General features: G+C 70.3%; 24 protein-coding genes. 13 read left to right on the top strand and 11 right to left on the bottom strand.

The genetic code is table 11. The features are described from left to right. Window positions 1-2: 2 nt before the first annotated feature. The gene (locus FNH21_RS07290) at window positions 3-1,070 is read right to left on the bottom strand and encodes a sigma-70 family RNA polymerase sigma factor (protein WP_152813431.1); all 1,068 of its coding nucleotides are present in this window, start codon (window positions 1,068-1,070) and stop codon (window positions 3-5) included. Window positions 1,071-1,202: 132 nt separating this feature from the next. On the opposite strand from FNH21_RS07290, the gene FNH21_RS07285 reads away from it, so the two are divergent. The 4 genes from FNH21_RS07285 (at window position 1,203) to FNH21_RS07270 (ending at window position 4,430) form a co-directional block, all read left to right on the top strand. Next, a complete protein-coding gene (locus FNH21_RS07285) occupies window positions 1,203-1,766 on the top strand; it encodes a dihydrofolate reductase family protein (RefSeq protein WP_152813429.1) in 564 nt (187 codons plus the stop codon). Between the two features lie 2 nt (window positions 1,767-1,768). Then, the gene (locus tag FNH21_RS07280) at window positions 1,769-2,062 is read left to right on the top strand and encodes a DUF4287 domain-containing protein (protein WP_152813427.1); all 294 of its coding nucleotides are present in this window, start codon (window positions 1,769-1,771) and stop codon (window positions 2,060-2,062) included. 34 nt (window positions 2,063-2,096) lie between these two features. Then, window positions 2,097-2,978 (top strand): DUF4031 domain-containing protein, encoded by an 882-nt coding sequence (locus FNH21_RS07275; RefSeq protein ID WP_152813425.1) that lies wholly within the window; start codon window positions 2,097-2,099, stop codon window positions 2,976-2,978. A 147-nt stretch (window positions 2,979-3,125) separates the two neighbouring features. Continuing rightward, window positions 3,126-4,430 (top strand): hemolysin family protein, encoded by a 1,305-nt coding sequence (locus tag FNH21_RS07270; protein ID WP_152813423.1) that lies wholly within the window; start codon window positions 3,126-3,128, stop codon window positions 4,428-4,430. Between the two features lie 66 nt (window positions 4,431-4,496). Here FNH21_RS07270 and FNH21_RS07265 read toward each other — a convergent pair whose 3' ends face one another. Further along, the gene (locus FNH21_RS07265) at window positions 4,497-5,708 is read right to left on the bottom strand and encodes an alcohol dehydrogenase catalytic domain-containing protein (RefSeq protein WP_152813421.1); all 1,212 of its coding nucleotides are present in this window, start codon (window positions 5,706-5,708) and stop codon (window positions 4,497-4,499) included. A 168-nt stretch (window positions 5,709-5,876) separates the two neighbouring features. Next, entirely contained in the window at window positions 5,877-6,335 is a 459-nt protein-coding gene (locus FNH21_RS07260) for a DUF7793 family protein (protein ID WP_152813419.1), read from the bottom strand. 281 nt (window positions 6,336-6,616) lie between these two features. Here FNH21_RS07260 and FNH21_RS07255 point away from each other — a divergent pair, with 281 nt between their 5' ends. Continuing rightward, window positions 6,617-7,303: a hypothetical protein gene (locus FNH21_RS07255; protein ID WP_152813417.1), complete on the top strand. Its 687-nt coding sequence runs from the start codon at window positions 6,617-6,619 to the stop codon at window positions 7,301-7,303. 101 nt (window positions 7,304-7,404) lie between these two features. Here the strand turns inward: FNH21_RS07255 and FNH21_RS07250 are convergent, their stop codons facing one another. From FNH21_RS07250 to FNH21_RS07240, 3 genes are read right to left on the bottom strand one after another with little or no spacing between them, the layout of a single operon-like run. Further along, window positions 7,405-8,145, bottom strand: coding sequence for a GntR family transcriptional regulator (locus FNH21_RS07250; RefSeq protein ID WP_152813415.1), 741 nt, complete (start codon window positions 8,143-8,145; stop codon window positions 7,405-7,407). Between the two features lie 2 nt (window positions 8,146-8,147). Continuing rightward, window positions 8,148-8,636, bottom strand: coding sequence for a glucose PTS transporter subunit IIA (locus FNH21_RS07245; protein ID WP_191931689.1), 489 nt, complete (start codon window positions 8,634-8,636; stop codon window positions 8,148-8,150). Beyond that, window positions 8,633-8,863, bottom strand: a complete 231-nt coding sequence (locus FNH21_RS07240; protein WP_152813413.1) for a PTS sugar transporter subunit IIB — start codon at window positions 8,861-8,863, stop codon at window positions 8,633-8,635. The genes FNH21_RS07245 and FNH21_RS07240 overlap by 4 nt, the downstream gene beginning before the upstream one ends. Before the next feature lie 269 nt (window positions 8,864-9,132). Between FNH21_RS07240 and FNH21_RS07235 the strand changes: the two genes are divergently transcribed. The 4 genes from FNH21_RS07235 to FNH21_RS07220 all read left to right on the top strand — a co-directional run bounded on the left by FNH21_RS07235 (window position 9,133) and on the right by FNH21_RS07220 (window position 12,664). After that, complete coding sequence (locus FNH21_RS07235) at window positions 9,133-10,401, top strand: PTS transporter subunit EIIC (protein ID WP_191931688.1); 1,269 nt, start codon at window positions 9,133-9,135, stop codon at window positions 10,399-10,401. Window positions 10,402-10,432: 31 nt separating this feature from the next. Further along, the gene (gene nagB / locus FNH21_RS07230) at window positions 10,433-11,209 is read left to right on the top strand and encodes a glucosamine-6-phosphate deaminase (RefSeq protein WP_191931687.1); all 777 of its coding nucleotides are present in this window, start codon (window positions 10,433-10,435) and stop codon (window positions 11,207-11,209) included. Continuing rightward, window positions 11,206-12,075, top strand: a complete 870-nt coding sequence (locus FNH21_RS07225; protein ID WP_152813411.1) for a protein phosphatase 2C domain-containing protein — start codon at window positions 11,206-11,208, stop codon at window positions 12,073-12,075. Before nagB ends, FNH21_RS07225 begins: the two co-directional genes overlap by 4 nt. A gap of 172 nt (window positions 12,076-12,247) precedes the next feature. Continuing rightward, complete coding sequence (locus FNH21_RS07220; protein ID WP_152813409.1) at window positions 12,248-12,664, top strand: hypothetical protein; 417 nt, start codon at window positions 12,248-12,250, stop codon at window positions 12,662-12,664. On the opposite strand, the gene FNH21_RS07215 is transcribed toward FNH21_RS07220, so the two are convergent. After that, entirely contained in the window at window positions 12,585-13,178 is a 594-nt protein-coding gene (locus FNH21_RS07215; protein ID WP_152813407.1) for an LURP-one-related family protein, read from the bottom strand. The two genes, FNH21_RS07220 and FNH21_RS07215, sit on opposite strands and share 80 nt — an antisense overlap. A 108-nt stretch (window positions 13,179-13,286) precedes the next feature. Beyond that, a complete protein-coding gene (locus FNH21_RS07210) occupies window positions 13,287-13,973 on the bottom strand; it encodes a sigma-70 family RNA polymerase sigma factor (protein WP_152813405.1) in 687 nt (228 codons plus the stop codon). 257 nt (window positions 13,974-14,230) lie between these two features. Here FNH21_RS07210 and FNH21_RS07205 point away from each other — a divergent pair, with 257 nt between their 5' ends. Next, window positions 14,231-15,007, top strand: a complete 777-nt coding sequence (locus FNH21_RS07205) for a GAF domain-containing protein (RefSeq protein ID WP_152813403.1) — start codon at window positions 14,231-14,233, stop codon at window positions 15,005-15,007. Between the two features lie 273 nt (window positions 15,008-15,280). On the opposite strand, the gene FNH21_RS07200 is transcribed toward FNH21_RS07205, so the two are convergent. Together FNH21_RS07200 and FNH21_RS07195 are read right to left on the bottom strand one after the other, a co-directional pair. Continuing rightward, a complete protein-coding gene (locus tag FNH21_RS07200) occupies window positions 15,281-16,045 on the bottom strand; it encodes a putative protein N(5)-glutamine methyltransferase (RefSeq protein WP_241742750.1) in 765 nt (254 codons plus the stop codon). Between the two features lie 100 nt (window positions 16,046-16,145). Further along, a complete protein-coding gene (locus FNH21_RS07195) occupies window positions 16,146-16,808 on the bottom strand; it encodes a DUF6766 family protein (RefSeq protein ID WP_152813399.1) in 663 nt (220 codons plus the stop codon). 169 nt (window positions 16,809-16,977) lie between these two features. On the opposite strand from FNH21_RS07195, the gene FNH21_RS07190 reads away from it, so the two are divergent. Continuing rightward, window positions 16,978-17,781, top strand: coding sequence for a metallophosphoesterase family protein (locus tag FNH21_RS07190; RefSeq protein WP_152813397.1), 804 nt, complete (start codon window positions 16,978-16,980; stop codon window positions 17,779-17,781). Window positions 17,782-17,947: 166 nt separating this feature from the next. Here the strand turns inward: FNH21_RS07190 and FNH21_RS07185 are convergent, their stop codons facing one another. Further along, the gene (locus FNH21_RS07185; protein WP_152813395.1) at window positions 17,948-18,325 is read right to left on the bottom strand and encodes a VOC family protein; all 378 of its coding nucleotides are present in this window, start codon (window positions 18,323-18,325) and stop codon (window positions 17,948-17,950) included. A gap of 163 nt (window positions 18,326-18,488) precedes the next feature. Between FNH21_RS07185 and FNH21_RS07180 the strand changes: the two genes are divergently transcribed. Then, entirely contained in the window at window positions 18,489-19,226 is a 738-nt protein-coding gene (locus FNH21_RS07180; protein WP_152813393.1) for a GAF and ANTAR domain-containing protein, read from the top strand. Between the two features lie 17 nt (window positions 19,227-19,243). Then, window positions 19,244-20,056: a GAF domain-containing protein gene (locus tag FNH21_RS07175; RefSeq protein ID WP_152813390.1), complete on the top strand. Its 813-nt coding sequence runs from the start codon at window positions 19,244-19,246 to the stop codon at window positions 20,054-20,056. Window positions 20,057-20,172: the final 116 nt, after the last annotated feature.

Genomic DNA, 20,172 nt, shown 5'->3' with positions numbered 1-20,172 from the left:
GCCTACCTGCTCTCGTCCGCGGTTCCGGCACGATCCGCGTCCGCCGGGGAGGCGGCCGGCCGTTCGTCGATGACCGGTGGGAGCCCGAAGTCGTCGAACAGCTCGGGGTACAGGAAGTTGTGGTGCCCGATGATCCGGCCCCCTGCGGTCTCGATGACCTGGATGGCCCAGGGCTTCCAGAGGCCCGGCTCCACGAGGTGGTAGTTGGCGAAGCCGCCCGCACCGTTGACACCGAGCGGGAGGAGGCGGCCGCCCTCGCAGACGCTGCCCTTGCCGACGAACCAGGCGATGACGTCGTCCGGGCCGCTGAGCCAGAGGTCGAACGGCGGCATCGACAGCACGACGTCGTCGCGCAGCAGTGAGACGAGCAGGTCCATGTCGTAGGACTCGAAGGCGCGCAGATACTTGGCGAGGAGGTCCCTGTGCGCGGGGTCCTCGAGCGGCATGCCGGCGCTCGGCTCGTACCCGGCCATGGTCTTGCGCGCCCGCTGCAGTGCGCTGTTGATCGACGCCGTGGTGGCATCGAGCAGGTCGGCCACCTCGGCGGCGGACCAGCGGAGCACCTCGCAGAGGATCAGCGCGCTGCGCTGCAGGGGCGGCAGGTGCTGCAGGGCGGCGATGAAGGCGAGCCTGACCGTGTCACGGGCCTCGGCGACGACGGCGGGGTCACCCGAGGTGTCGATCACCCGATCGTCGCGGATGGGCTGCACGAAGGTCCCCTCGGTGAGTGGGGCGCCCAGCACCGCGTCCGCAGTCCGCGTGGAGGGCCCCAGGTCCATCGGCCGCGCGCGCCGCTGCGGGCTGCGCAGCATGTCGACGCAGACGTTGTGCGCTATACGGAACAGCCAGGTCCGCAGGGAGGACTGGCCGGCGAAGGTGTCCCTGCGGGACCATGCCTTGATCATCGTCTCCTGCACGGCGTCCTCTGCCTCCGAGGCTGCCCCGAGCATGCGGTAGCAGTAGCCGGTGAGCTCCCGGCGCGAGGCCTCCAGGAGATGGTCGAACGAGGCGTCGGGCCGCACGGGGCCGGATGCGGCGTCCCTGCGTGAGGCGGCGGTGGCGGGCTGCATGCCTCGAGCGTAGCGAGGGCGGGCGGTGTTCGGGAGGAATCAGGCCGGAAAAATGGGCGAGGGTCGATGACTCCGGGCCCTCCGTGACGTCTACTGGGGGACAGCAGCATTCGACACAGACCGGAGCACCCCATGCGCAGACTCACAGCAGGCCTCTTCTCCTCGGTGGACGGAGTGGTGGAGGACCCCCATCTCTGGCAGCTCGACAGTTTCGACGATGAGCTCGGAGCCGGGATGGGAGCCATGATCAGCAGGGTGGACACCGTGCTCCTGGGCCGCCACGGCTACGAGGAGTGGGCGCAGCACTGGCCCGCGGCGGAGGCTGCGGACCCCTTCGGCGCCTTCATCAATCCCGTCGAGAAGTTCGTCGCCTCCCGCTCCCTGTCCGGTCCGCTCGGCTGGACGAACGCGTCCCTCATGGGCCAGCCGCTCGAGGACTTCGTCCGCGGTCTGAAGCAGACGGACGGCGGGGACATCGCCGTGTGCGCCAGCATCTCCCTGGTCCGCCAGCTCATGTTCGCTGGGCTGCTCGACTCACTGACCCTGATGATCCACCCGGTGGTGGCGGGTGCGGGCCGCCACCTGTTCGAGGCGTCGGACCCCGTCACGAGACTGGAACTGCAGGAGGTCACGACGACGAGTCGTGGCAACGTCCTCGCGTCCTACGGTCTTCGTACCGGATCGGTCGGGGAGTAGACATGTCCTTCCAGGCATACCTTGATGCGATCGAGTCGAAGACGGGGCTCACGCCGCGTGAACTCGTGGCGCAGGCGAAGGAACGGGGGTTCGACGGATCGGGCGCGAAGGCCGGCGAGATCATCGCCTGGCTCAAGGAGGACCACGAGCTCGGGCGCGGTCACGCCATGGCCCTCGTCCATGTGATCAGGAACGGCACCACGATCAGCGAAAAGCATGTCGGTACCGGCGGGGCACACAGGGACGCCTCCACCGAGTTGTGGCTCGACGGCGCGGCGACGCGGCCCGCTCCGTGACGGACGGTCATGGGCCGCACCTAGACTGCTGCCCATGGCCGTCCTCATCGATCCTCCGTCCTGGCCGGCGCACGGCACGGTCTTCTCCCACCTGGTGTCGACGTCGTCCCTGCGGGAGCTGCACACCTTCGCCGAGGCCGCGGGCATACCGCGGCGCGCGTTCGACGAGGACCACTACGATGTGCCGGTGCGCCGGTACCGGGAGCTGGTCGAGCGCGGTGCGGAGGAGGTCGGTGGCGCCGAGTTGGTGCGCGCCCTGATCGCGAGCGGTCTGCGGATCCCTGCCCGACGGCGGGGCCCGAAGCTCCGTGCGGCTCTCGATTCCCGCTGGTCCTCGGTGCTTCCGTCCGATCCTGACCTGGGCGCCGAACTCCTGGACCGCTGGGGGGAACAGCACCGGCGCTATCACACCCGGACGCACCTCCTCGCCGTCCTGGAGGCCCTCGACCTCCTGCTGGAGGACGAGGATGACGCCCTGCGCCGGCCGGTGGTCGTCGCGGCCTGGTTCCACGACGCCGTGTACGAGGCAGTGGCGGGCGATGACGAACAGGCATCGGCGGACCTCGCCGTCGAACGCCTGACCGGGCGGGTCCCTCCGGCCGAGGTGCGCGAGGTGGAGCGGCTCGTGCTCCTGACGGCGGGCCACGATCCGGCGGAGGACGACCGCGCCGGACACCTGCTGTGTGATGCGGACCTGGCGGTCCTGGGCGGCTCCGAGGCGGAGTACGCGCGGTACACCGCGGCCGTCCGCGAGGAGTATGCGCAGGTCCCCGATACTGACTTCATCGAGGGTCGCCGGGCGGTGCTGACGCGGCTGATCGCCCTCGATCCGCTGTTCCGCACGACGGCGGGACGGGAACGCTGGGGTGACCGCGCTTCGGACAATCTGCGACGCGAGCTCCGGATGCTCGGCTGACCCCGACCAGGCGGCAGAGCGTGGCCCTGCGGTCGACCGCGCGTTCTCCTAGAGTGGAGTCATGCCCCGATCACCCGAGACCTCGTCCGACTCCGACAGACCCGGCACCCGGCAGGTGCCGGGTCAGCCCGCCGACCTGGGGCAGCGATGAACGGGGAGCTGATCCTCAACATCGCGCTGGTCATCGTCTTCGTCCTGATCGGCGGGGTGTTCGCCGCCACCGAGATGGCTCTGGTGACCCTGCGGGACAGCCAGGTCAACGCCATCGCCCAGCGCGGCAGGCGGGGCGAGAAGGTCGCGGCGCTCGCGCGCAACCCGAACACGTTCCTGTCCGCGGTGCAGATCGGTGTGACCGTGGCGGGCTTCGCCTCCGCAGCCTACGGAGCATCCTCGATCGCCCCTTCCGTCGCTCCGCTGCTGGTCGCCTTCGGGCTGGGCGAGCAGGCCTCGCTGACGCTCGCCACGATCCTGCTCACGCTGGTGGTCGCCTACCTGTCGCTCGTCCTCGGTGAACTGGCGCCCAAGCGGCTCGCGATCCAGCGCAACGCGCAGTTCGCCTACGCCGTGGCGCCCGTCCTCAACAACTTCGCCCGGGTGATGCGGCCCGTGATCTGGCTGCTGTCCGTGTCCACCAATGCGGTGGTGCGCCTCCTCGGCGGGGACCCGACCCGCACGAGCGAGAGCATGACGGAGGAGGAACTCCGGGACATCGTCACGAGCCATGAGGGACTGCCCGAGGACGAACGCCGCATCCTCGACGACGTCCTGTCCCTCCGCGACCGGCAGATCAGCGAGGTCATGCGACCGCGCCCCGAGGTCGTCGCCATCACCGGTGCGGAATCCGTCGGCGATGCGGTGGCGCAGATCGCGGGCCTGCCGTTCTCCCGGTATCCCGTCGTGGACCAGTCGATCGACGACATCACGGGGTTCGTGCACGTACGCGATCTCTACGAGGCTGCGGCGCTGGATCCGGGCACACCGGTCACGGAGGTCATCCGCTCCATCCCCTATCTGCCGGCGACGGCCCGCGTCCTGCCGACGCTGACCATGCTGCGCGCCCGCAACACGCATATCGCCGTGGTCATCGACGAATACGGCGGCACGGACGGCATCGTCACCCTCGAGGACCTCGTGGAGGAGGTCGTCGGCGAGATCTTCGACGAGTACGACACCGATGCCGCGCCGGCGAAGATGGCGGAAGGCGGAGGGGTGGTCGATGGCCGGCTCAACCTGCAGGACTTCGAGGAGGCCACCGGCATCGAGCTTCCCCGCGGCACCTGGGACACCGTTGCCGGTTTCGTCCTCGAACGCCTGGGCCGGCTCGCCCGCCAGGGTGACGTCGTCGAGGTGGAGGGCGCGACCCTCCAGGTCACCGGGATGGATCGTCGCCGCATCGCCGAGATCCTCGTCCTCCCCGCGGACGATCCCTCCGACGAGGACCCTGCGTCCTGATCACGTCCCGGCGGACAGTGCGGGACCGGCCGCCGGCCGTGCCGACCTGTCCGCGGGGCGCGGGGGTCACGACGTCGTGAGGACGGTCTTCAACCAGCCCTCCTCGCGGCGGTCGAAGGTCAGGTAGGCGTCGACGACGTCCGAGATCGGCTCGTGCTGGGTGATGAACCTGGTGGGGTCGAAGACGCCGGAGGCCACGAGATCCAGAAGGGGTGGCGTGACCGAGCGGTGGTCGCAGTTGCCCATGCGGACGGTCAGGTTCTTGTTCATGGCCTGTCCGATGGGGTAGGACATCATCTGCGGGCTGTACACGCCGATGATGCCGATCCGCCCGTACTTCCGCACCGTCTCGACGCTCCACCGGGACACCTGTGACGGCGCGTTCCCCGGGACCCAGTTCTCGCCCTGCACGTTGGTCGAGGGCGCCACCTGCGCGACCTCCCGCGCGAACTCGTCGGCCTGCTGTTCGCCGTGGGCGGCCGCCGGTCCGGAGGAGGGGCGCTGCGCGTCGACGCCGACGGCATCGATCACGGCGTCCACCCCGATGCCGAGGGTCGCGTCCATCAGTGCCTGCACCGGGTCCTCGCGGTTGAAGTCGACGACGTCGGCGTTCTGGTCGAGTGCCTGCACGAGGCGGGTCTCGACGCCGTCGATCGCGAAGACGCGCGAGGCTCCCTGGCGGAAGGCGGACGCGATGGCGAACTGCCCGACGACGCCCGCTCCGTACACGGCGACGGTGTCACCGCGCTGGACCCCGGCCAATTCCGCCCCGAACCAGGCGGTGGGGAAGATGTCCGACAGCAGGATCGCCTGCTCGTCGCTGACGGTGTCGGGGAGCGCGGTCAGCGTGTTGGAGGCGTAGGGGATGCGGGCGTACTCGGCCTGCAGGCCGTTCACGGGGCCGGTGGTCTGCGGGCCGCCGAAGAAGCAGGTCCCGGCCTGGGGGCCGTTGGGATTCGCGGTGTCGCACTGCGCGGTGTGGCCGGCGCGGCACTGCCAGCAGACGCCACAGGACATGGTCGAGGACACGACGACACGGTCACCGGGGGCGAAGCGGCGCACGGCGGCGCCGACCGCGGTGACTTCACCGACCGCTTCGTGGCCGAGGATGGTGCCTTCCTTCATGCCGGACATGGTGCCCCGGATGAAGTGAAGATCGGTCCCGCAGATCGCGCTGCGCGTGATGCGCACGATCGCGTCGTTCGGGTCGAGGATGGTGGGATCGTCGACCGTGTCGAGGCGGATGTCACCTTCACCGTGCCAGACGAGAGCTCTCATGATCCGTACTCCTTCTGCCGTGCTGCGTGGGCGTGGCCTTCGATGGTCCTCACGCTAGGGACGGCTCTCGGCGTCACACAAGCACCCGTCCCTGCGGTCGGTCACCTTGACAGCCTCCAGCATCGCGGGCACCCGATCGCCGATGCCGCCGCGTGCCTGCGGCGGGAGTCAGCCGCGCGTCGGCTGATAACGGGGCCGGTCGAAGGGATCGAGGTCGATGGTCAGGCTCATGGTGTGGGGGACAGGGTCGGCGCACAGCAGGTCGTGCATCACGGCCAGCCACTGGAACGCGGCCGCCCTGTCCTCGAAGTACTCGGCCGGGTAGGCGGCGTGCGCGTACCCGGCGGCCATCATGCGGTCCACGGGCGTGCTGCCGAGCATCGAGGCGGCCAGGACGTGCCGTGCGGAAGCGAGGACGCGGCGTGCTCCGGGGAGGATCTCGACGACGTCGTTCAGGTCGACGAACACCACGTACGGTCGGTGGTCGGTGAGCTCGAATCCCCGGCGCAGCATCATGAGCGCATCGACCTCCGTCACGGAGACCGGTTCCCGGGCGCGGACGGTCACCGCGCACCTCTCCAACCGGCTGATCTCGTACGTGGTCTCGAAGGTATAGGCGGGTCTCATGCATCTCCGGCAGCAGTGATGGGCGGGACGCCATGGCGCGGACCCGGCGCGAACGCCGTGAGACCAGCCGAACCGAGGCACGTCTCCACAGGATAGGCCGTTCGGCTCCCCACCGCACAGCGTCGTCCTGCGGCGGCCGCCCTGGTCCCGCCGCGCCGTCGTCCCGCCCGTAGGGCGCCCGGCCGGATGCCGGTCCATCCCGCCTCGGCGCGTGGTCACGGTTCGGCGCTGATGCGGGGCGGGCCATGGCCGGAAGGGTGCGGGTCGTCGATCATGGGTGCATGACACGGTCGGTGCACGTCGGAGTGCTGGTCCTCGCAGCGGTACTGCTCAGCGGCTGTGGGGCGGATGGCGGCGCCGGTGCAGTCGTCGGCGGGCCGGCCACCTCACCGCGCGCCACCACCGGTCCATCGGATCCCGCCGACCCCTCGACGTCCCCGGTCCCCACACCCGCAGCCTTCGCGCCGCCGCCCGCCGACGGGCCCGTTGCCGGCCAGGGCACCGTCCTCCAGATCGGGGACGCTCCGCCGCAGCTCTGCCTCGGTGGTGTTGCCGAGTCCTACCCGCCGCAGTGCTCGGGTCCCGAGGTGGCGGGCTGGGACTGGGGGCTCGCGCAGCAGGCCGAGACGGCGTCGGGCGTGACCTGGGGCGCCTACGCGGTCACGGGGACGTGGGACGGGAGCGTCTTCACCCGCACCGGCATCCCCGTCCCGCTCTCCCTCTACGACGCCCTGCCCTTCGAGGATCCCCTCGCCGGACGCCAGGGCACCACCGACCGGCAGGAGCTCGACCGCATCCTTCCCGAGGTCTATACCGGTCACGAGGGCTACGCCGTGACCGCCGGCGTGGACCGCGGCTTCGTCAGCCTCATGGTGGTCTACGACGACGGCTCCTTCCAGGCGCGGATGGACGCCGAGTACGGGTCCGACGTCGTCGTCGTGCAGTCCGCCCTCCGCCCCACTGCCTGAGCAGGCGCGCTGCCTGGGCCGGCCCGCCACATGGGCAGGCCCGGGTGAACGAGCCGGTCCGCCCACCGCGCCCGCCCTTCACTGCCGGACGGAGCGCCGGCCTAGTGCGGGCCGAGGTGCATGGAGATCTGGTACCGATCGGAGCGGTAGGTGGAGATGGAGTACTCGATCGGCGTCCCGGGCTCGTTCCGGCCGCTGAAGGAGCGGCGATGGAACAGCAGGACGGGGGCGCCCGGCTCGACGTCGAGGAGCCGCGCGATCCTCTCGGGGGCGGCGGCTGCCTCCACGGTCTGCTCCACGCGCTCCACGGGGTAGCCGCTCGCGGCCAGGACCCGGTAGAGCGAGCCCGTGAGGTCGTGGTCGAGGAGGCCGGGCAGCAACGACGGCGGGAGCCAGGACTCGTCGACGCTGACCGGGGCCCCGTTGGCGAGGCGGAGGCGGGCCACGAGGTGCGCCTCCGCATGTGGTGGAAGGCCGAGATGATGGGCGGCCTCCCGTGGCGGTGCTGTGGTGGTTGCCGTGATGACCCTGGTGCTGGGCTCGAAGCCTGCGGCCCTCATGTCCTCGTTGAACGAGGCGAGGTGCAGGGTGGAGCGGACCATCCCGTGCGAGACGAACGTGCCCTTGCCCTTGACGCGGACCAGGGCGCCGTCCTGCACCAGGTCCGCGATGGCACGGCGCACCGTGATCCTCGAGACTCCGAACTCCTCCTCGAGTTGGCGCTCGCCGATCAGTGCATCGCCCGGGCGGAGGCTGCTCGCGGCAACGAGCTCCTGGATCTTCCGGCGCACCCATACGTGCTTGAGCTCACCGGCCCCGAGGTCGTCCACATCGGGCTCCATGGTCAGGCGGTCGCCGGCGGCAGGGTGAACAGCAGACCGCCCACGGCCACCGACGCGCCGGCGGCCGTGCCGGTCACAGCGCCGGCCGCTGTGTCGAGGACGACGACGGGGCAGCAGGGGTCGAGGCCCTTCGAGCGGATGAACGGGACGTCGACGCCGACCATGGCATCGCCGACGGCGACCACGTCGCCCTTCGCCGCGTGCACGGTGAAGCCCTCACCCTTCAGGTGCACCGTGTCGATCCCCACATGGACCAGGACGGCAGGGCCGCTCTCGTGCTGGACGATGAAGGCATGCGGCATGATCTTGACGACGCGGCCGGCCAGCGGCGCGACGGCGGTCAGCACCGCGGCGTCGTCGTGCGGTACGACGGCGACGCCGTCCCCCACGAGGGCTGAGGCGAAGACGGGGTCGGGGACGTCGGCCAGGGCGATCACGCGACCGGGCAGGGGTGACGCCACCCGCAGGGCCGCGGGAGCAGCCGAACTCACATCAGGTCCTGGATGTCCTCGGCCAGGTTCTCGGCCTCCGGCCCCACGACCACCTGCACCACAGTCCCGGCGACCATGACCCCGTGTGCGCCGGCTGCCTTGAGCGCGGCCTGGTCCACGAGCGAGGCATCCGCCACCTCGGTCCGCAGGCGCGTGATGCACCCCTCGATCTCCTCGACGTTCGCTGCTCCTCCGAGCGCCGCGAGGATGGTCTCTGCTTTGGACATGTCTGCTCCTTCGGTCCTGCGGTCAGGGCTCGTCGTGTGCGTGTGATCGTCCCCGTCCCCGTTGTTGACAGAGATGCGTTCGAGGCTTCAGAGTGATCACACTCACTGGTTATAACCAGCTGGAGCAGACTCTACTGAGTCGGCAGCACAGCCACAAGCAGGCACCACCAGACCAGCACTCAGCACCGACGCAACCCGTCCACCAGCTACACCGGCGTACCTGTCCCGGCGAGCCGTCGGACACCCCGCACACCGAATCGAGGAGCACGATGACCACCGACCAGACACCGATGCCCGGAGGTTCCGGCGCATCCTCCGCGTCAGCCCCCGGAAAGAAGAAGAGCGAGGGCAAGGCGCTCCAGAACCTCCAGCGGTTCGGGCGGAGCCTGATGCTCCCCATCGCCGCCCTCCCGGCTGCAGCCCTCCTGCTGCGCCTCGGCCAGGACGACCTCCTCGGCAGCTTCGAAGCGCTGACCACCGTGGCCGCCGTGATCGGCGCGGCGGGCAACGCCCTGTTCGCCAACCTCCCGCTCCTCTTCGCCGTCGGCATCTCCTTCGGCTTCGCCCGCAAGGGGGACGGCTCGACGGCGCTCGCGGCCGTTGTCGGCTACCTCGTCATGACCGGCGTCTTCGAAGCCATGGCACCCGTGGTGCTCGGGGCGCCCGCCGAGGGCGAGGACCCGCCCGTCATCAACTACGGCGTGCTCGCGGGCATCATCATGGGTCTCACCACCGCACTGCTCTGGCAGCGCTACCATCGCATCAAACTGCCGGACTGGCTCGGCTTCTTCGGCGGGCGACGCTTCGTCCCCATCATCACGTCCTTCGCCGCCATCATCATCGGTGTCCTTCTCGCGCTGGTGTACCCGATCTTCAACAACGGCCTGACGGCGGTCGGTGAGGCCGTCTCCGAGAACACCGTCGCGGGCAGCGGCGTGTACGGCTTCCTGAACCGCATGCTCATCCCGCTCGGCCTGCACCACATCCTGAACTCCTTCGTGTGGTTCATCCTCGGCGATTACGAGGGCACGAGCGGCGACCTCAACCGCTTCTTCGCAGGTGACCCGACCGCCGGGGTCTTCATGACCGGCTTCTTCCCGATCATGATGTTCGCCCTGCCCGCAGCGGCGCTCGCCATCTGGCAGGAGGCCCGGCCCGGCCAGCGGAAGATCGTCGGCGGCATCATGCTCTCCACCGGCCTCACGGCGTTCCTGACGGGGATCACCGAGCCCCTGGAGTTCTCCTTCATGTTCGTGGCCTGGCCCCTGTACGTCATCCACGCCGTCCTGACCGGCACCTCGATGGCACTCGTCAACGCCCTCGACATCCATCACGGATTCGGGTTCTCCGCCGGGGCCATCGACTACGTGCTGAACTTCGGGATCGCCGAGAAGCCGCTCTGGCTCATCCCGATCGGCCTCGGCTACGCGGCCGTCTACTACGTCCTGTTCCGGTTCGTCATCCGGCGCTGGAACCTGAAGACGCTCGGCAGGGAGGACGAGGGGGCGCCCTCGCTCGCCACCCCCGACGCCACCTGAGACCGACCGACCAGACGACGAAGGGACGGCCGTGCAGATCATCCTCTGCGAATCCGCGGCACAGGTAGGGCAGCGGGCCGCCGACATCATCGAGGCCCGGGTGCGGCAGGGGTCCGCCGTCCTCGGCCTCGCGACGGGAGGCTCGCCGTCGTCCACCTATGCCGAGCTGATCCGGCGGCACCGCGAGGAGGGCCTCGGCTTCGGCGACGTCACCGTGTTCACCCTCGACGAGTACGCAGGGCTCGCCGCCGGTCATCCGCAGTCCTACCACTCGACGATCCGGCGCGAGTTCGTGGACCACGTGGACGTCACACCGGCGCGGCTCCACACGCCGCGGGGTGACGCCACCGACCCCGTCGCGGAAGCTGCACGCTACGACGCCGCCATCGCGGCGGCGGGCGGTATCGACGTGCAGCTCCTCGGCCTGGGAGCCAACGGGCACATCGGCTTCAACGAGCCGACCTCGTCCCTGACGTCCAGGACGCGCGTCAAGACCCTCGCCGGAGCGACCCGTGCGGCCAACGCGCGCTTCTTCGAGGACGACGGCGAGGAGGTACCGAAGCTCTGCCTGACCCAGGGACTCGGCACCATCGGGGAGTCACACCAGGCGGTCCTCGTCGCCCTCGGGAGCGTGAAGGCGCACGCGGTGAAGGCCATGGTGGAGGGTCCGCTCAGCGCGTTCTGCCCGGGCTCCGTGCTCCAGTTGCACCCCAGGGCCGTCGTCGTGCTGGATCCCGAGGCGGCGTCGAAGCTGACGATGCTCGACTATTACCGCGAGGCCCAGGCACTGGCGGACGGCCTGGCATGACGGACTACTGCTGGTCCGTTCCGCGCTCCCTCTCCGTGCCGGGATCCCTGGTGAACGAGGACGCCCTCGCCGTATCGGGATCCTCGCTCGTGATGATCGACGGCGCCTCGGGGCTCGGCGCAGGGCGCATGACCGGCTGGCCGAGTGACCCCCACTGGTTCGCGCACTCGCTCGCGCCCCTGCTGGTCGAACGGCTGGCGGACGGCAGGCCGGTCGCCGTCGTCCTGGCCGCGTGCCTCGCCGAGCTGCGGGCGGAGTACGGCGAGGGGGACGACGGTGGACTCGGCCCCTCCGCGTCCGTCCTGGTCGCACGCATCACGGGGGCGGAGGTCGAGGTGTACTCCCTCGGGGACTGCCTGGCGCTCGTGGGGCTCACCGACGGCTCGGTCCACGCCGTCCGCGACGGCGCCGTCGGCGAGCTGGATGCCGTGGTGGTGGAGCGCCTGCAGGAGCTCCGGCGAGGCACGGCGCTCACGCCGGCCGATGCCCGTCCGCTCGTGCAGGACCTGCTGGTCGGCAATCGGAGGCTCCGCAACACGCCGGAGGGCTATTGGATCGCCGACCTCAGCGGCGCCGGGGCGCCCCACGCGCTCCGCAGGACCTATGCCGCCTCCGAGCTCCTCGACGTCGCCCTCATGACCGACGGCTTCGCCGCGGCCCTCGACCTCGCGGCCGTCGTGGCGACGCCGGAGACGTTCCTCCAGGACCTGCGGCTGCACGGGCCCGGACCGACGATGGACGCCCTCGTCGCGCGGTTGGCCGCCGACGCGGACTGCACCCGCTTCCCTCGCCTCAAGCCGATGGATGACAGCTCAGTGGTCGTCGCCGCGCTGCATGCAGGATCCGGGCTCCAGCGCCAGTGCTGAATCCGGCGCGTCGTCCGGCGCTCACGGGTGCCAGAATGGTGGCAGTGCGACGGCCCGGTACCCGGGTGGCCGCCCGTGGTCACGAAGCCGGCCGCGGGAGGTGCGCGCTCCGCTGCCCGGTGGCGGCAGCCCCATCCGGCTTCCGCAGAGGATCGCCGGAGGACACCGCCGCATGCAAGGACACCACACCCGTCTCGCGATGCAGCACGCGGGCCTCTCCCTCGCGACGGTCTGGGAGCATTTCCTCAACATGGGCGGGTGCATCGGCCATCTCGAGGTCGACGGCTATCTCCACGGCGTGATCACCCTGCCCGCCGACGACGGCGACTGCGTGACGCAGGCGGTCAACGAGTTGCTCGACGACCAGGCGAGGGTGGGCCTCCTGTCCTGCTGCCGCGCCCCGTACAGCCGGGCGGGAGTGCGCGGAGCAGTCGGAGCGCGCACGCTGTTCCGGGCCTGCACGGCTGCCGGACCGCATCCTGTCGCGGACGGGATGGCGGAGGCGGCGCCTACCGGGACTGCAGTGCGTCGAGCGCCACGGCCATCGCCGCTGCAACCCGTCCGTCGAGCCGTGCGCCGGGAACGGTGACCAGGTACCTGTCCCGCAGGGACTGACCGCGCTCGGAGACCAGGACCGTCTGCCCTGCCGCGTCGACGAAGTCGAAGTGGAACCGGAAGGGGGACGGAAGGGCGTCGACGATCGGGACCATCTCCCAGATCCGCCGCCCGATGGCGGTCGCCGCGCTCCGCTCGCTTCCCCTGGCTACGGCACCGGGCGCCTCGAGGTGCCACGTGGAGCGCAGCAGGGAGGCGCCGAAGTCCTTGCGGAAGCTGCCGATCGGCACACCCGCGGCGTCCAGCACGTCGTACGTGGCGCCCAGGTCGAGTCGCTGCCGCGCCCTGAAGGAGAAGAGGGCGGCGGAGCGCGACTCGTCCCGGTAGAACGTGACCTGTTCGCGGAAGGCGGTCCGCTTCTGCTGCGCGAAGGCCAGCAGGTCGCCGGGCGAACCGTCCCCGGCCGCCGTCCTGATCTCGTAGCGGTTGACCATCAGCGTGACCTTCTGCGTCACGGTGAAGCGTTCGACGCCCTGTGCCAGATCCATTGCCGTCCTGTCCTCGTCCATGTGCCGGTCCGCTGTCGCAGCCCGGCCCCTCGTCGAGCCTAGCCACAGGTGGGCACGGGGGCATCGTCCCCGTGGGGGACGCACGCGTCACTCGTTCGGACGAGTCTCCAGAGCGGAACGCATCTTCCGCAGGCCGTCCCGGATGCGTGTCTTCGCCGTCGGTACGGGGATGCCGAGGCGCACCGCGACCTCCGCGTAGGTGAGGTGTGAGAAGTAGGCCAGGGAGATGGCCTCGCGCTGGACGGCGGACAGGACGGCCATCCCGGCGTGCACCCGCGACGCCTCGTCCCGCCCGACGACGGCCTCCGACACCTCGTCGAAGGCACTCGACTGGTTCCGGCGTCCCCACTTCTCATCGCGCGCGCCCCGGGAGACCTCCGAGCGCAGGCGGTCGATCGCACGGCGATGCGTCAGGGTCTTCAGCCACGTCAGCGGGTGCCCGAGCTCGGGCCGGTAGCGGTCGCCCTGCTCCCAGACGAGCAGGAAGACCTCCTGCGTGACCTCCGCGCTGATGTCCGGGTCGAGGAGGATCCGGCGGGCCTGCCCGAAGACCCGGCGCGAGCACGCGGTGTACAGGTCGCGGAAGGCCGCCTCGTCCTTCGAGCCGGCGGACGTCAGCAATTCCACGAGGTCGGGCCCGGGCGCGTCCGGCCCGTCGTCGTCGGACAGGGTGGGACGGGCCCGGGGAGCTGCGGTCGCGGGGGGAGGGGAGGCGACCGCCTGGGGGAAGGAGGCGATGGTGACGCTTTCTGGCTGAGACCGGGGCAGAACCATCCCCACCGCGGGTGCGGGAGTCGTCGGGTCGGCGTGCCACCAGCGGCATTCCGGCCCTCCTGAGGACACAGGGCGCGGCCCTGTGCCCTGAATCTAACCTGTACTACCCCTCCGGTCCAGCCTCCCGCGGCATCCGTGGTCCGGCCGGCGGACGGATGCGCAGGGGATTGCGGCCCTGGGGTCTAATGGATGGAGCCCGAAAGGTGCCCCGATCGTGCGGGCACCACGGGAACGACGACCACAGGACGGCAGGGCGGATGACCGACGGACGGCCCCAGCGGGCGCTCATGATCGCCGCTGTCGGCCGTGTGGGCCTGGCTCCGGAGGATGTGTGGCGGACAGGTCTGCTGCTCGGAGGGACCCTGTCCCTCCCGGACGTCAGGGAGTACCTCCATCAGCGCCTCGATCTCCCTGCCCCCGAGAGTGACATCCTCGCCGCAGCCGTGAACACCCTGCTGCGGGGTACCGGGATGAACCTCGCGGTACCTCCCATGGCCGAGGATGCACCGGAGGGATCCGGCGGCGGCATCGGCGACCTCGGTGCCGATGCCGCCTTCCTGCTCACCGACGAGGAGCAGGAGCAGCAGCGGCTGGAGGCGGTCCGCCGAACGAGCCTGCTCGACACGGAGCCGGAGGAACGCTTCGACGCCATCACCCGGAGGGCGCACGAGCGCTTCAGGAGCAGCTCGGTGATCGTGACGCTCCTCGATGAACACCGGCAGTTCCTGAAGTCCGCGATCGGGCCCGTCGAGCAGAACATGCCCAGGACACGGTCCTTCTGCGACACCACCATCCGGGAGTCCGTCCCCGTCATCGTGGAGGACGCCTTCGACGATCCCCGGTTCCGGTGGAACCCGCTGGTGCTCGGCGATCCCTTCATCAGGTTCTACGCCGGGCACCCCCTCAGGAGTCCCGATGGATGGGCGGTCGGGACCCTCTGCGTGATCGACCAGGAGCCACGCACCTTCGACGCCGAGGACGAAGCGGACTTCCACGCCATGGCCCTCGAGGTGCAGGCCCAGCTGAACGCGTGAGACAGGGCCGGAGCGCCGGCCTCCCCGCGTCCAGCCCGTCCCTGCCCTGGTTCTGCCCCGTCTCCCCGTCTCCCCGTTCCCCCGGTATTCCTCCGGATGCGCTCTCGCAGTACTCCGGGCTGGACACGGCGTGGTGAACTAGTAAGTGGGCTTACTGGTTGGTCAAGGAGCGGCCGACACAGCAAACCCCCTGATGGTGCCCGCGCCCGGCTACGGCTGCTCGGGCACCATCTTGCTGTCCGCAGCGCCGCGAGGGGACTCCGGCCGCCGCCCTCACGGCGCATGCGGGGGCGCCTGGCCGATGGCGATGAGTGCTCCGACGTCGTCGTCCCACCGCGTCCACGCACGCAACCCGCCGGCAGCGAGGATGCCGAGGCAGGCCGCTTCCTGGTCCTCGCCGATCTCCACGAGCAGATGGCCCCCTGGCGCCAGCCACTCCCGCGCCTCCTGCACCACGCGCCGCTGGACCTCCAGGCCATCGCCGCCGCCGTCGAGGGCGGCCCGCGGCTCGTGGAGCCTGGCTTCCGGCGGCAGGTTCCTCACCTGGCCGCTCGGCACGTACGGGGTGTTGCAGAGCAGGGTGTCGACGGTGCCCCGGAGCGCAGCGGGCAGCGGCGCGAAGAGATCACCCTCGTAGCAGCGGGCGCCGTGTCGGGTGAGATTCCGGCGTGCGAGCGCGACGGCCGCGCCGGAGACGTCGGCCGCGTGGAGGCGGAGGCCCGGGACCAGGTGTGCGAGGGCCGCTGCGAGCGCTCCGCACCCGCAGCAGAGATCCAGCACCGTGGCACCCGGCGCCGTCAGGTCGGCCGCGGCCGTGACCAGGAGGGCGGACCGCTGCCGCGGCACGAAGACACCTGGTCCGACGAGGAGTCGGAGCCCGCAGAAATCCACCCAGCCGAGGATGTGCTCGAGCGGCAGGCCCGCCACCCGCTGTTCCAGCATCTCCAGCAGGCGCTCGTCGCCGGCCCCGCTCGCCGCGAGGAGTCGCGCCTCGTCCTCGGCGAAGACGCATCCGGCGGCGCGCAGGCGTGAGGTCATCGAGGCCTCGGTGGGCCGTGCGGAGTCAACGGGGTGCTGACGGTGCGGCATGGGACGGCCCTTCGGCGGGGGAGGCCTGGCACCACGAGGATAGCCGCGATCAGGTGTCGGTGGATCCGTGCGCCATGGCCACCGGCTTCGATTCCACGCTCCCCCGCTCCCGGAGATAGACCGAAGCGCCGATCATCAGCGCGATCACCATGAATTCGCTCTGCCAGTTCTGGAAGGACTCGAACCAGAACCGCGACGTGCCCAGGTACTCGAGGACCGTGGTCCCCGGGAGGCCGTGCGCCGCCTGCTCCTCGCTGTAGGCTGCGCTGCCACCCGCCGCATGCAGGAGGAAGGATGCGGCGAAGAGGACGAAGAACATGATCGACAGCGAATGTTCGTACAGTCGCATGACCACGCCCCCGCGGCGCACCGGCCACGGAGCATTGCTGTCTCCGGACGCGTCGCGCGGATCGTCGTCCTGCGGTTCGTGCCGGCCGGGCAGCTTCGATTCCGAGGACCCCCGCTGGAACAGGTACGCCGTCAGCACGACATACATGCCCATCTGGAGGAACTCGGATTCCCAGTTCTCGAACGTCGCCTCGACGAACTCGCCGGTTCCGAGGAAGCCGAGGACACCCACCGTCGTTCCCCCGTGGGCCTGCTGGTCCGCGTCGTAGCTCAATGCTCCGCTCAGCACCATGCCGGCGAAGGAGATGACGAAGAGGGCCCCGTTCACGAGCAGCAGGCCGTGGTCCCGGATCCAGTGCTTCATGTGCCTCCACCTTCGTGTATCGATCCGGCCCGGATGTTCCTCCTACGCTAGGAACCGGCGGCGGGAGCCCGCAACGGTGACGAAGCACGCGCAACGGGTTGCGCGTCGGCGGCGTCCATGTCCAGCGGGCGGCGGCGGCGGGCACGCGGCTCCGGGATAGCCTGAGGGGATGCAACGCGTGGCGGTGATCTCGGACCTGCACGGCAACGCCACCGCCTTCGAGGCGGTCCTGGCGGATCTCCGACGCCGGGGGGTCTCCACGATCGTCAACCTGGGCGATGTCGCCGGCAAGGGCCCACGCGGGTCGGAGTGCGTCCGGCTCAGCCGCCTGCACTGCGCCGTGACGGTGCGCGGCAACTGGGACGACTTCCTGCCGAGCGAGACGCCCGAGCGGCGCGACGATGCCGGCTGGTGGTGGCACAGCGAGCTCAGCCCGGAGGACCGTGTGTGGCTGCGGTCCCTCCCGCTCTCACACGACATCACCCTCAGCGGCCGCCGCATCCGGCTGTTCCATGCGTCCGCGAGGAGCGTGTACCACCGGGTGCACGCGCAGCACACGGACGAGGAGTTCGCGGGCATGTTCGCGGCGACGGAGCTCACGGGTGACGGGCCGCTGCCCGACGTCGTCTGTTACGGAGACATCCACGACGCCTTCATCTCCACCCATCGCAGCAGGACGCTCGTGAACGTGGGCAGTGTGGGTAACCCGCTCGACGAGCCGCAGGCGTCCTACGTGATCCTCGAGGGTGAGCCCGACGGCGACCGCTCGGCCCCGTTCGGCATCCAGTTCGTGCGGGTCGCGTACGACATCGACGCGGAGATCGCCCTCGCCACCGCGCTGGGGATGCCCGCGCTCGAGGCGTACGCGATCGAATTACGGACGGCGATCTACCGCGGACACCACGAGGCGGCGGGCCTGCTCGGGCAGGACGACGGCCAAGCGTCGGTCAGGAGCCGGCTGCTTGACCCCTGACCGACACCCCATGCCCGTGCAAGCACATCGATGTATTCATCGTCGGTCCGCGGACAGGTCCGGGCCGTCGTTGCGTGTCCCCAGTGTGCGCCCGGCTGCTCAAGGTGCGCAGTGACGCCGGTCAAGATCCCCTCAGCTTGACAGGACGATGCCGCGGGTCGGCGGGTCACGGCGTGTAGAGGCAGAAGGGGTGGCCCGCAGGGTCGAGGCAGACACGGACGTCCTCCTGCGGCTGGTGGTCCGCCAGATCCGCTCCGAGTGCGGTCGCCCGTTCGACGGCGGCCCCGAGGTCCTCGACGGCGATGTCGAGGTGGAGCATCATCTGCTGGCGCCCCGGTTCCTCGGGCCACACGGGACGGACGTAGGCGTCCTCGGTCTGGAAGGAGAGCCCGGCGCCACCGCCGGGCGCCGCCAGCACCACCCACCCTGGCTCGTCGGCGCGAACCGTCCACCCGAGGAGTGCCCGGTAGAACCGGGCGAGCTCCCGGGCGTCGGGCGCTCCCAGCACCGTCGATGTGAGCGCGAACCGCGGTGATTCTCCCATCGCACGAGCGTAGCCGCCCGGACGATCACCGTCCGCGGGCGTCTCCACCCGGCGGCAGAATTGGGTAATATCTCCTAGGTCGTTTAGCAGCAGGCGGCTCCTCACCTTCTCCTTGCCCAGCATCACGCGTGGTCGGCCAGGGGCGGATGCAAAGGTTCATCTGTTGTCCGAACATCCTTTTGACAAGGGCCGGGCTGTCTCGGGCCTCCTCCAGGACCTCGTCCTCGACAGCGACGACGTCGAGGAGTTCCTGACGAAGCTGGTCACCATCGCCGGGCACAGCCTGTCGCACGAGGATGACGAGGTGCTGTGCGGCGTGACGCTGCTGAGGGCACGCACGAAGACGACCGTCGCGAGCAACAGTCCCGAAGCCCAGAAGATGGACGAGGTGCAGTACGAGTTCAACGACGGCCCATGCCTGAGGGCCGCCCGCCTGGGAGTCGCCCACTATGTCAGCGACTTCGATGCGGAGGAGCGTTTCCCCGAGTACAGCCGGGCGATCGCGGGACACGGCATCAAGTCCGCGCTGGGTGTGCCCATCCGCCTCGAAGGCGACGCGACGGCTGCACTCAACTTCTATTCACCCCTCGTGGACGCGTTCAGCCCCGAGGCGGTCGAGGCGGCGGAGGGATTCGCCGCGAAGGTCTCGGCCTCGCTCCGCCTCGCCGTCCGGATCGCGAAGCTCACGGAGTCGAGTGCCGACATGCGGGCTGCGATGGAGAGCCGCACCACGATCGATCTCGCGGTCGGGGTGATCATGGGGCAGAACCGTTGCTCCCAGGATGCAGCCATGGCCATCCTCAAGACGGCCTCCAGCACCCGCAACGTGAAGCTGCGGGAGGTCGCCGCGTCCGTCCTGGAGTCGCTGGGCCAGGGTCCGGCCAGCACGCACTTCGAGTAGCAACACCTCCGGCGATCATGGAGCACTCGAACCAGCACGGCCGGCACCGGCACCTGGCAGAGGGGATGCGGCGGTCCGGGTTGTCCGTCACCCAGGCCTGGATCGGCTACTTCGCGCAGGGCGGCACCCTGTCGGAGGCCCGGGTGGCTGCCTATCTCGAGGGGCTCGGCGGTCTGCCCGCGGTCGAGTCCGATCTCCTCGCGGAGGTCGTGCATGGAGCGGCGGGGGAGGGGACGACGGCTACGGGCGCGGTCGTCGTCAGTCGTCCGGGCGACGGCCCGGCCGATCCACGGGAGGCCCTGCGGCCGCTGGGCGCCGCAGGGGCAGCGCTGCTCGACGAGGCGTCCGCCGAGCGCGAGCGCCTGCACTCCCTCGATCAGTTGAACCTCCTGGACACGCCGCCGGAGGAGCGGTTCGACAGGATCACCCGGCGGGCGGCCGAGCGATTCCGATGCGAACTCGCGACGCTCGCCCTGATCGGCGAGCATCGGCAGTTCATCAAGTCCGCCGTGGGCGACGCCGACCAGGATCTCGAGCGGACGCAGGCTTTCTGCAACGAGACCATCCGCGCGGCGAGTCCCCTCGTCCTGACGGACACGCTGCAGGACGAACGCTTCCGCGGGCACACCTTCGTGTCCGGTGCACCGTACATCCGCTTCTACGCCGGGTGTCCGCTGCGCGGGCCGGGTGGATGGCTGGTCGGGTCGCTGTGCGTGATGTCCACCTCGCCCCGCGCATTCAGCGACGAGGACCTCGAGGACCTCGAGGAACTGGCGCAGGACATGCAGCGGGAGGTGTACCCGGGCTGGAAGGCCTGGCGCCTGCTCTGACCGGCGGACCCAGGCTTCTGTGTCCGCGTGTGACGCATCCGGGAGAGTCGGTCGGGCGCCACACCTATCCTCTGAGCTACGGCCCGCCCGGGCCGGCAGCACATCGAGTGACACGT

Source organism: Arthrobacter bussei (genome assembly GCF_009377195.2).
Classification (GTDB): domain Bacteria; phylum Actinomycetota; class Actinomycetes; order Actinomycetales; family Micrococcaceae; genus Arthrobacter_D; species Arthrobacter_D bussei.
Note: the sequence above shows the minus strand (reverse complement) of the source record. Positions and strands in the feature narration are given on the sequence as shown.

Bases quoted from the DNA above. Each gene is read 5' to 3' on its own strand.
- FNH21_RS07220 (WP_152813409.1), top strand. From the start codon at position 12,248: ATGCAAGGACACCACACCCGTCTCGCGATGCAGCACGCGGGCCTCTCC.
- FNH21_RS07275 (WP_152813425.1), top strand. From the start codon at position 2,097: ATGGCCGTCCTCATCGATCCTCCGTCCTGGCCGGCGCACGGCACGGTC.
- FNH21_RS07280 (WP_152813427.1), top strand. From the start codon at position 1,769: ATGTCCTTCCAGGCATACCTTGATGCGATCGAGTCGAAGACGGGGCTC.
- FNH21_RS07270 (WP_152813423.1), top strand. From the start codon at position 3,126: ATGAACGGGGAGCTGATCCTCAACATCGCGCTGGTCATCGTCTTCGTC.
- FNH21_RS07175 (WP_152813390.1), top strand. From the start codon at position 19,244: ATGGAGCACTCGAACCAGCACGGCCGGCACCGGCACCTGGCAGAGGGG.
- FNH21_RS07240 (WP_152813413.1), bottom strand. From the start codon at position 8,863: ATGTCCAAAGCAGAGACCATCCTCGCGGCGCTCGGAGGAGCAGCGAAC.
- FNH21_RS07285 (WP_152813429.1), top strand. From the start codon at position 1,203: ATGCGCAGACTCACAGCAGGCCTCTTCTCCTCGGTGGACGGAGTGGTG.
- FNH21_RS07235 (WP_191931688.1), top strand. From the start codon at position 9,133: ATGACCACCGACCAGACACCGATGCCCGGAGGTTCCGGCGCATCCTCC.
- FNH21_RS07185 (WP_152813395.1), bottom strand. From the start codon at position 18,325: ATGGGAGAATCACCGCGGTTCGCGCTCACATCGACGGTGCTGGGAGCG.
- FNH21_RS07290 (WP_152813431.1), bottom strand. From the start codon at position 1,070: ATGCAGCCCGCCACCGCCGCCTCACGCAGGGACGCCGCATCCGGCCCC.
- FNH21_RS07205 (WP_152813403.1), top strand. From the start codon at position 14,231: ATGACCGACGGACGGCCCCAGCGGGCGCTCATGATCGCCGCTGTCGGC.
- FNH21_RS07190 (WP_152813397.1), top strand. From the start codon at position 16,978: ATGCAACGCGTGGCGGTGATCTCGGACCTGCACGGCAACGCCACCGCC.
- FNH21_RS07250 (WP_152813415.1), bottom strand. From the start codon at position 8,145: ATGGAGCCCGATGTGGACGACCTCGGGGCCGGTGAGCTCAAGCACGTA.
- FNH21_RS07225 (WP_152813411.1), top strand. From the start codon at position 11,206: ATGACGGACTACTGCTGGTCCGTTCCGCGCTCCCTCTCCGTGCCGGGA.
- FNH21_RS07215 (WP_152813407.1), bottom strand. From the start codon at position 13,178: ATGGATCTGGCACAGGGCGTCGAACGCTTCACCGTGACGCAGAAGGTC.
- FNH21_RS07260 (WP_152813419.1), bottom strand. From the start codon at position 6,335: ATGAGACCCGCCTATACCTTCGAGACCACGTACGAGATCAGCCGGTTG.
- FNH21_RS07200 (WP_241742750.1), bottom strand. From the start codon at position 16,045: ATGACCTCACGCCTGCGCGCCGCCGGATGCGTCTTCGCCGAGGACGAG.
- FNH21_RS07265 (WP_152813421.1), bottom strand. From the start codon at position 5,708: ATGAGAGCTCTCGTCTGGCACGGTGAAGGTGACATCCGCCTCGACACG.
- FNH21_RS07210 (WP_152813405.1), bottom strand. From the start codon at position 13,973: ATGGTTCTGCCCCGGTCTCAGCCAGAAAGCGTCACCATCGCCTCCTTC.
- FNH21_RS07255 (WP_152813417.1), top strand. From the start codon at position 6,617: ATGACACGGTCGGTGCACGTCGGAGTGCTGGTCCTCGCAGCGGTACTG.
- FNH21_RS07195 (WP_152813399.1), bottom strand. From the start codon at position 16,808: ATGAAGCACTGGATCCGGGACCACGGCCTGCTGCTCGTGAACGGGGCC.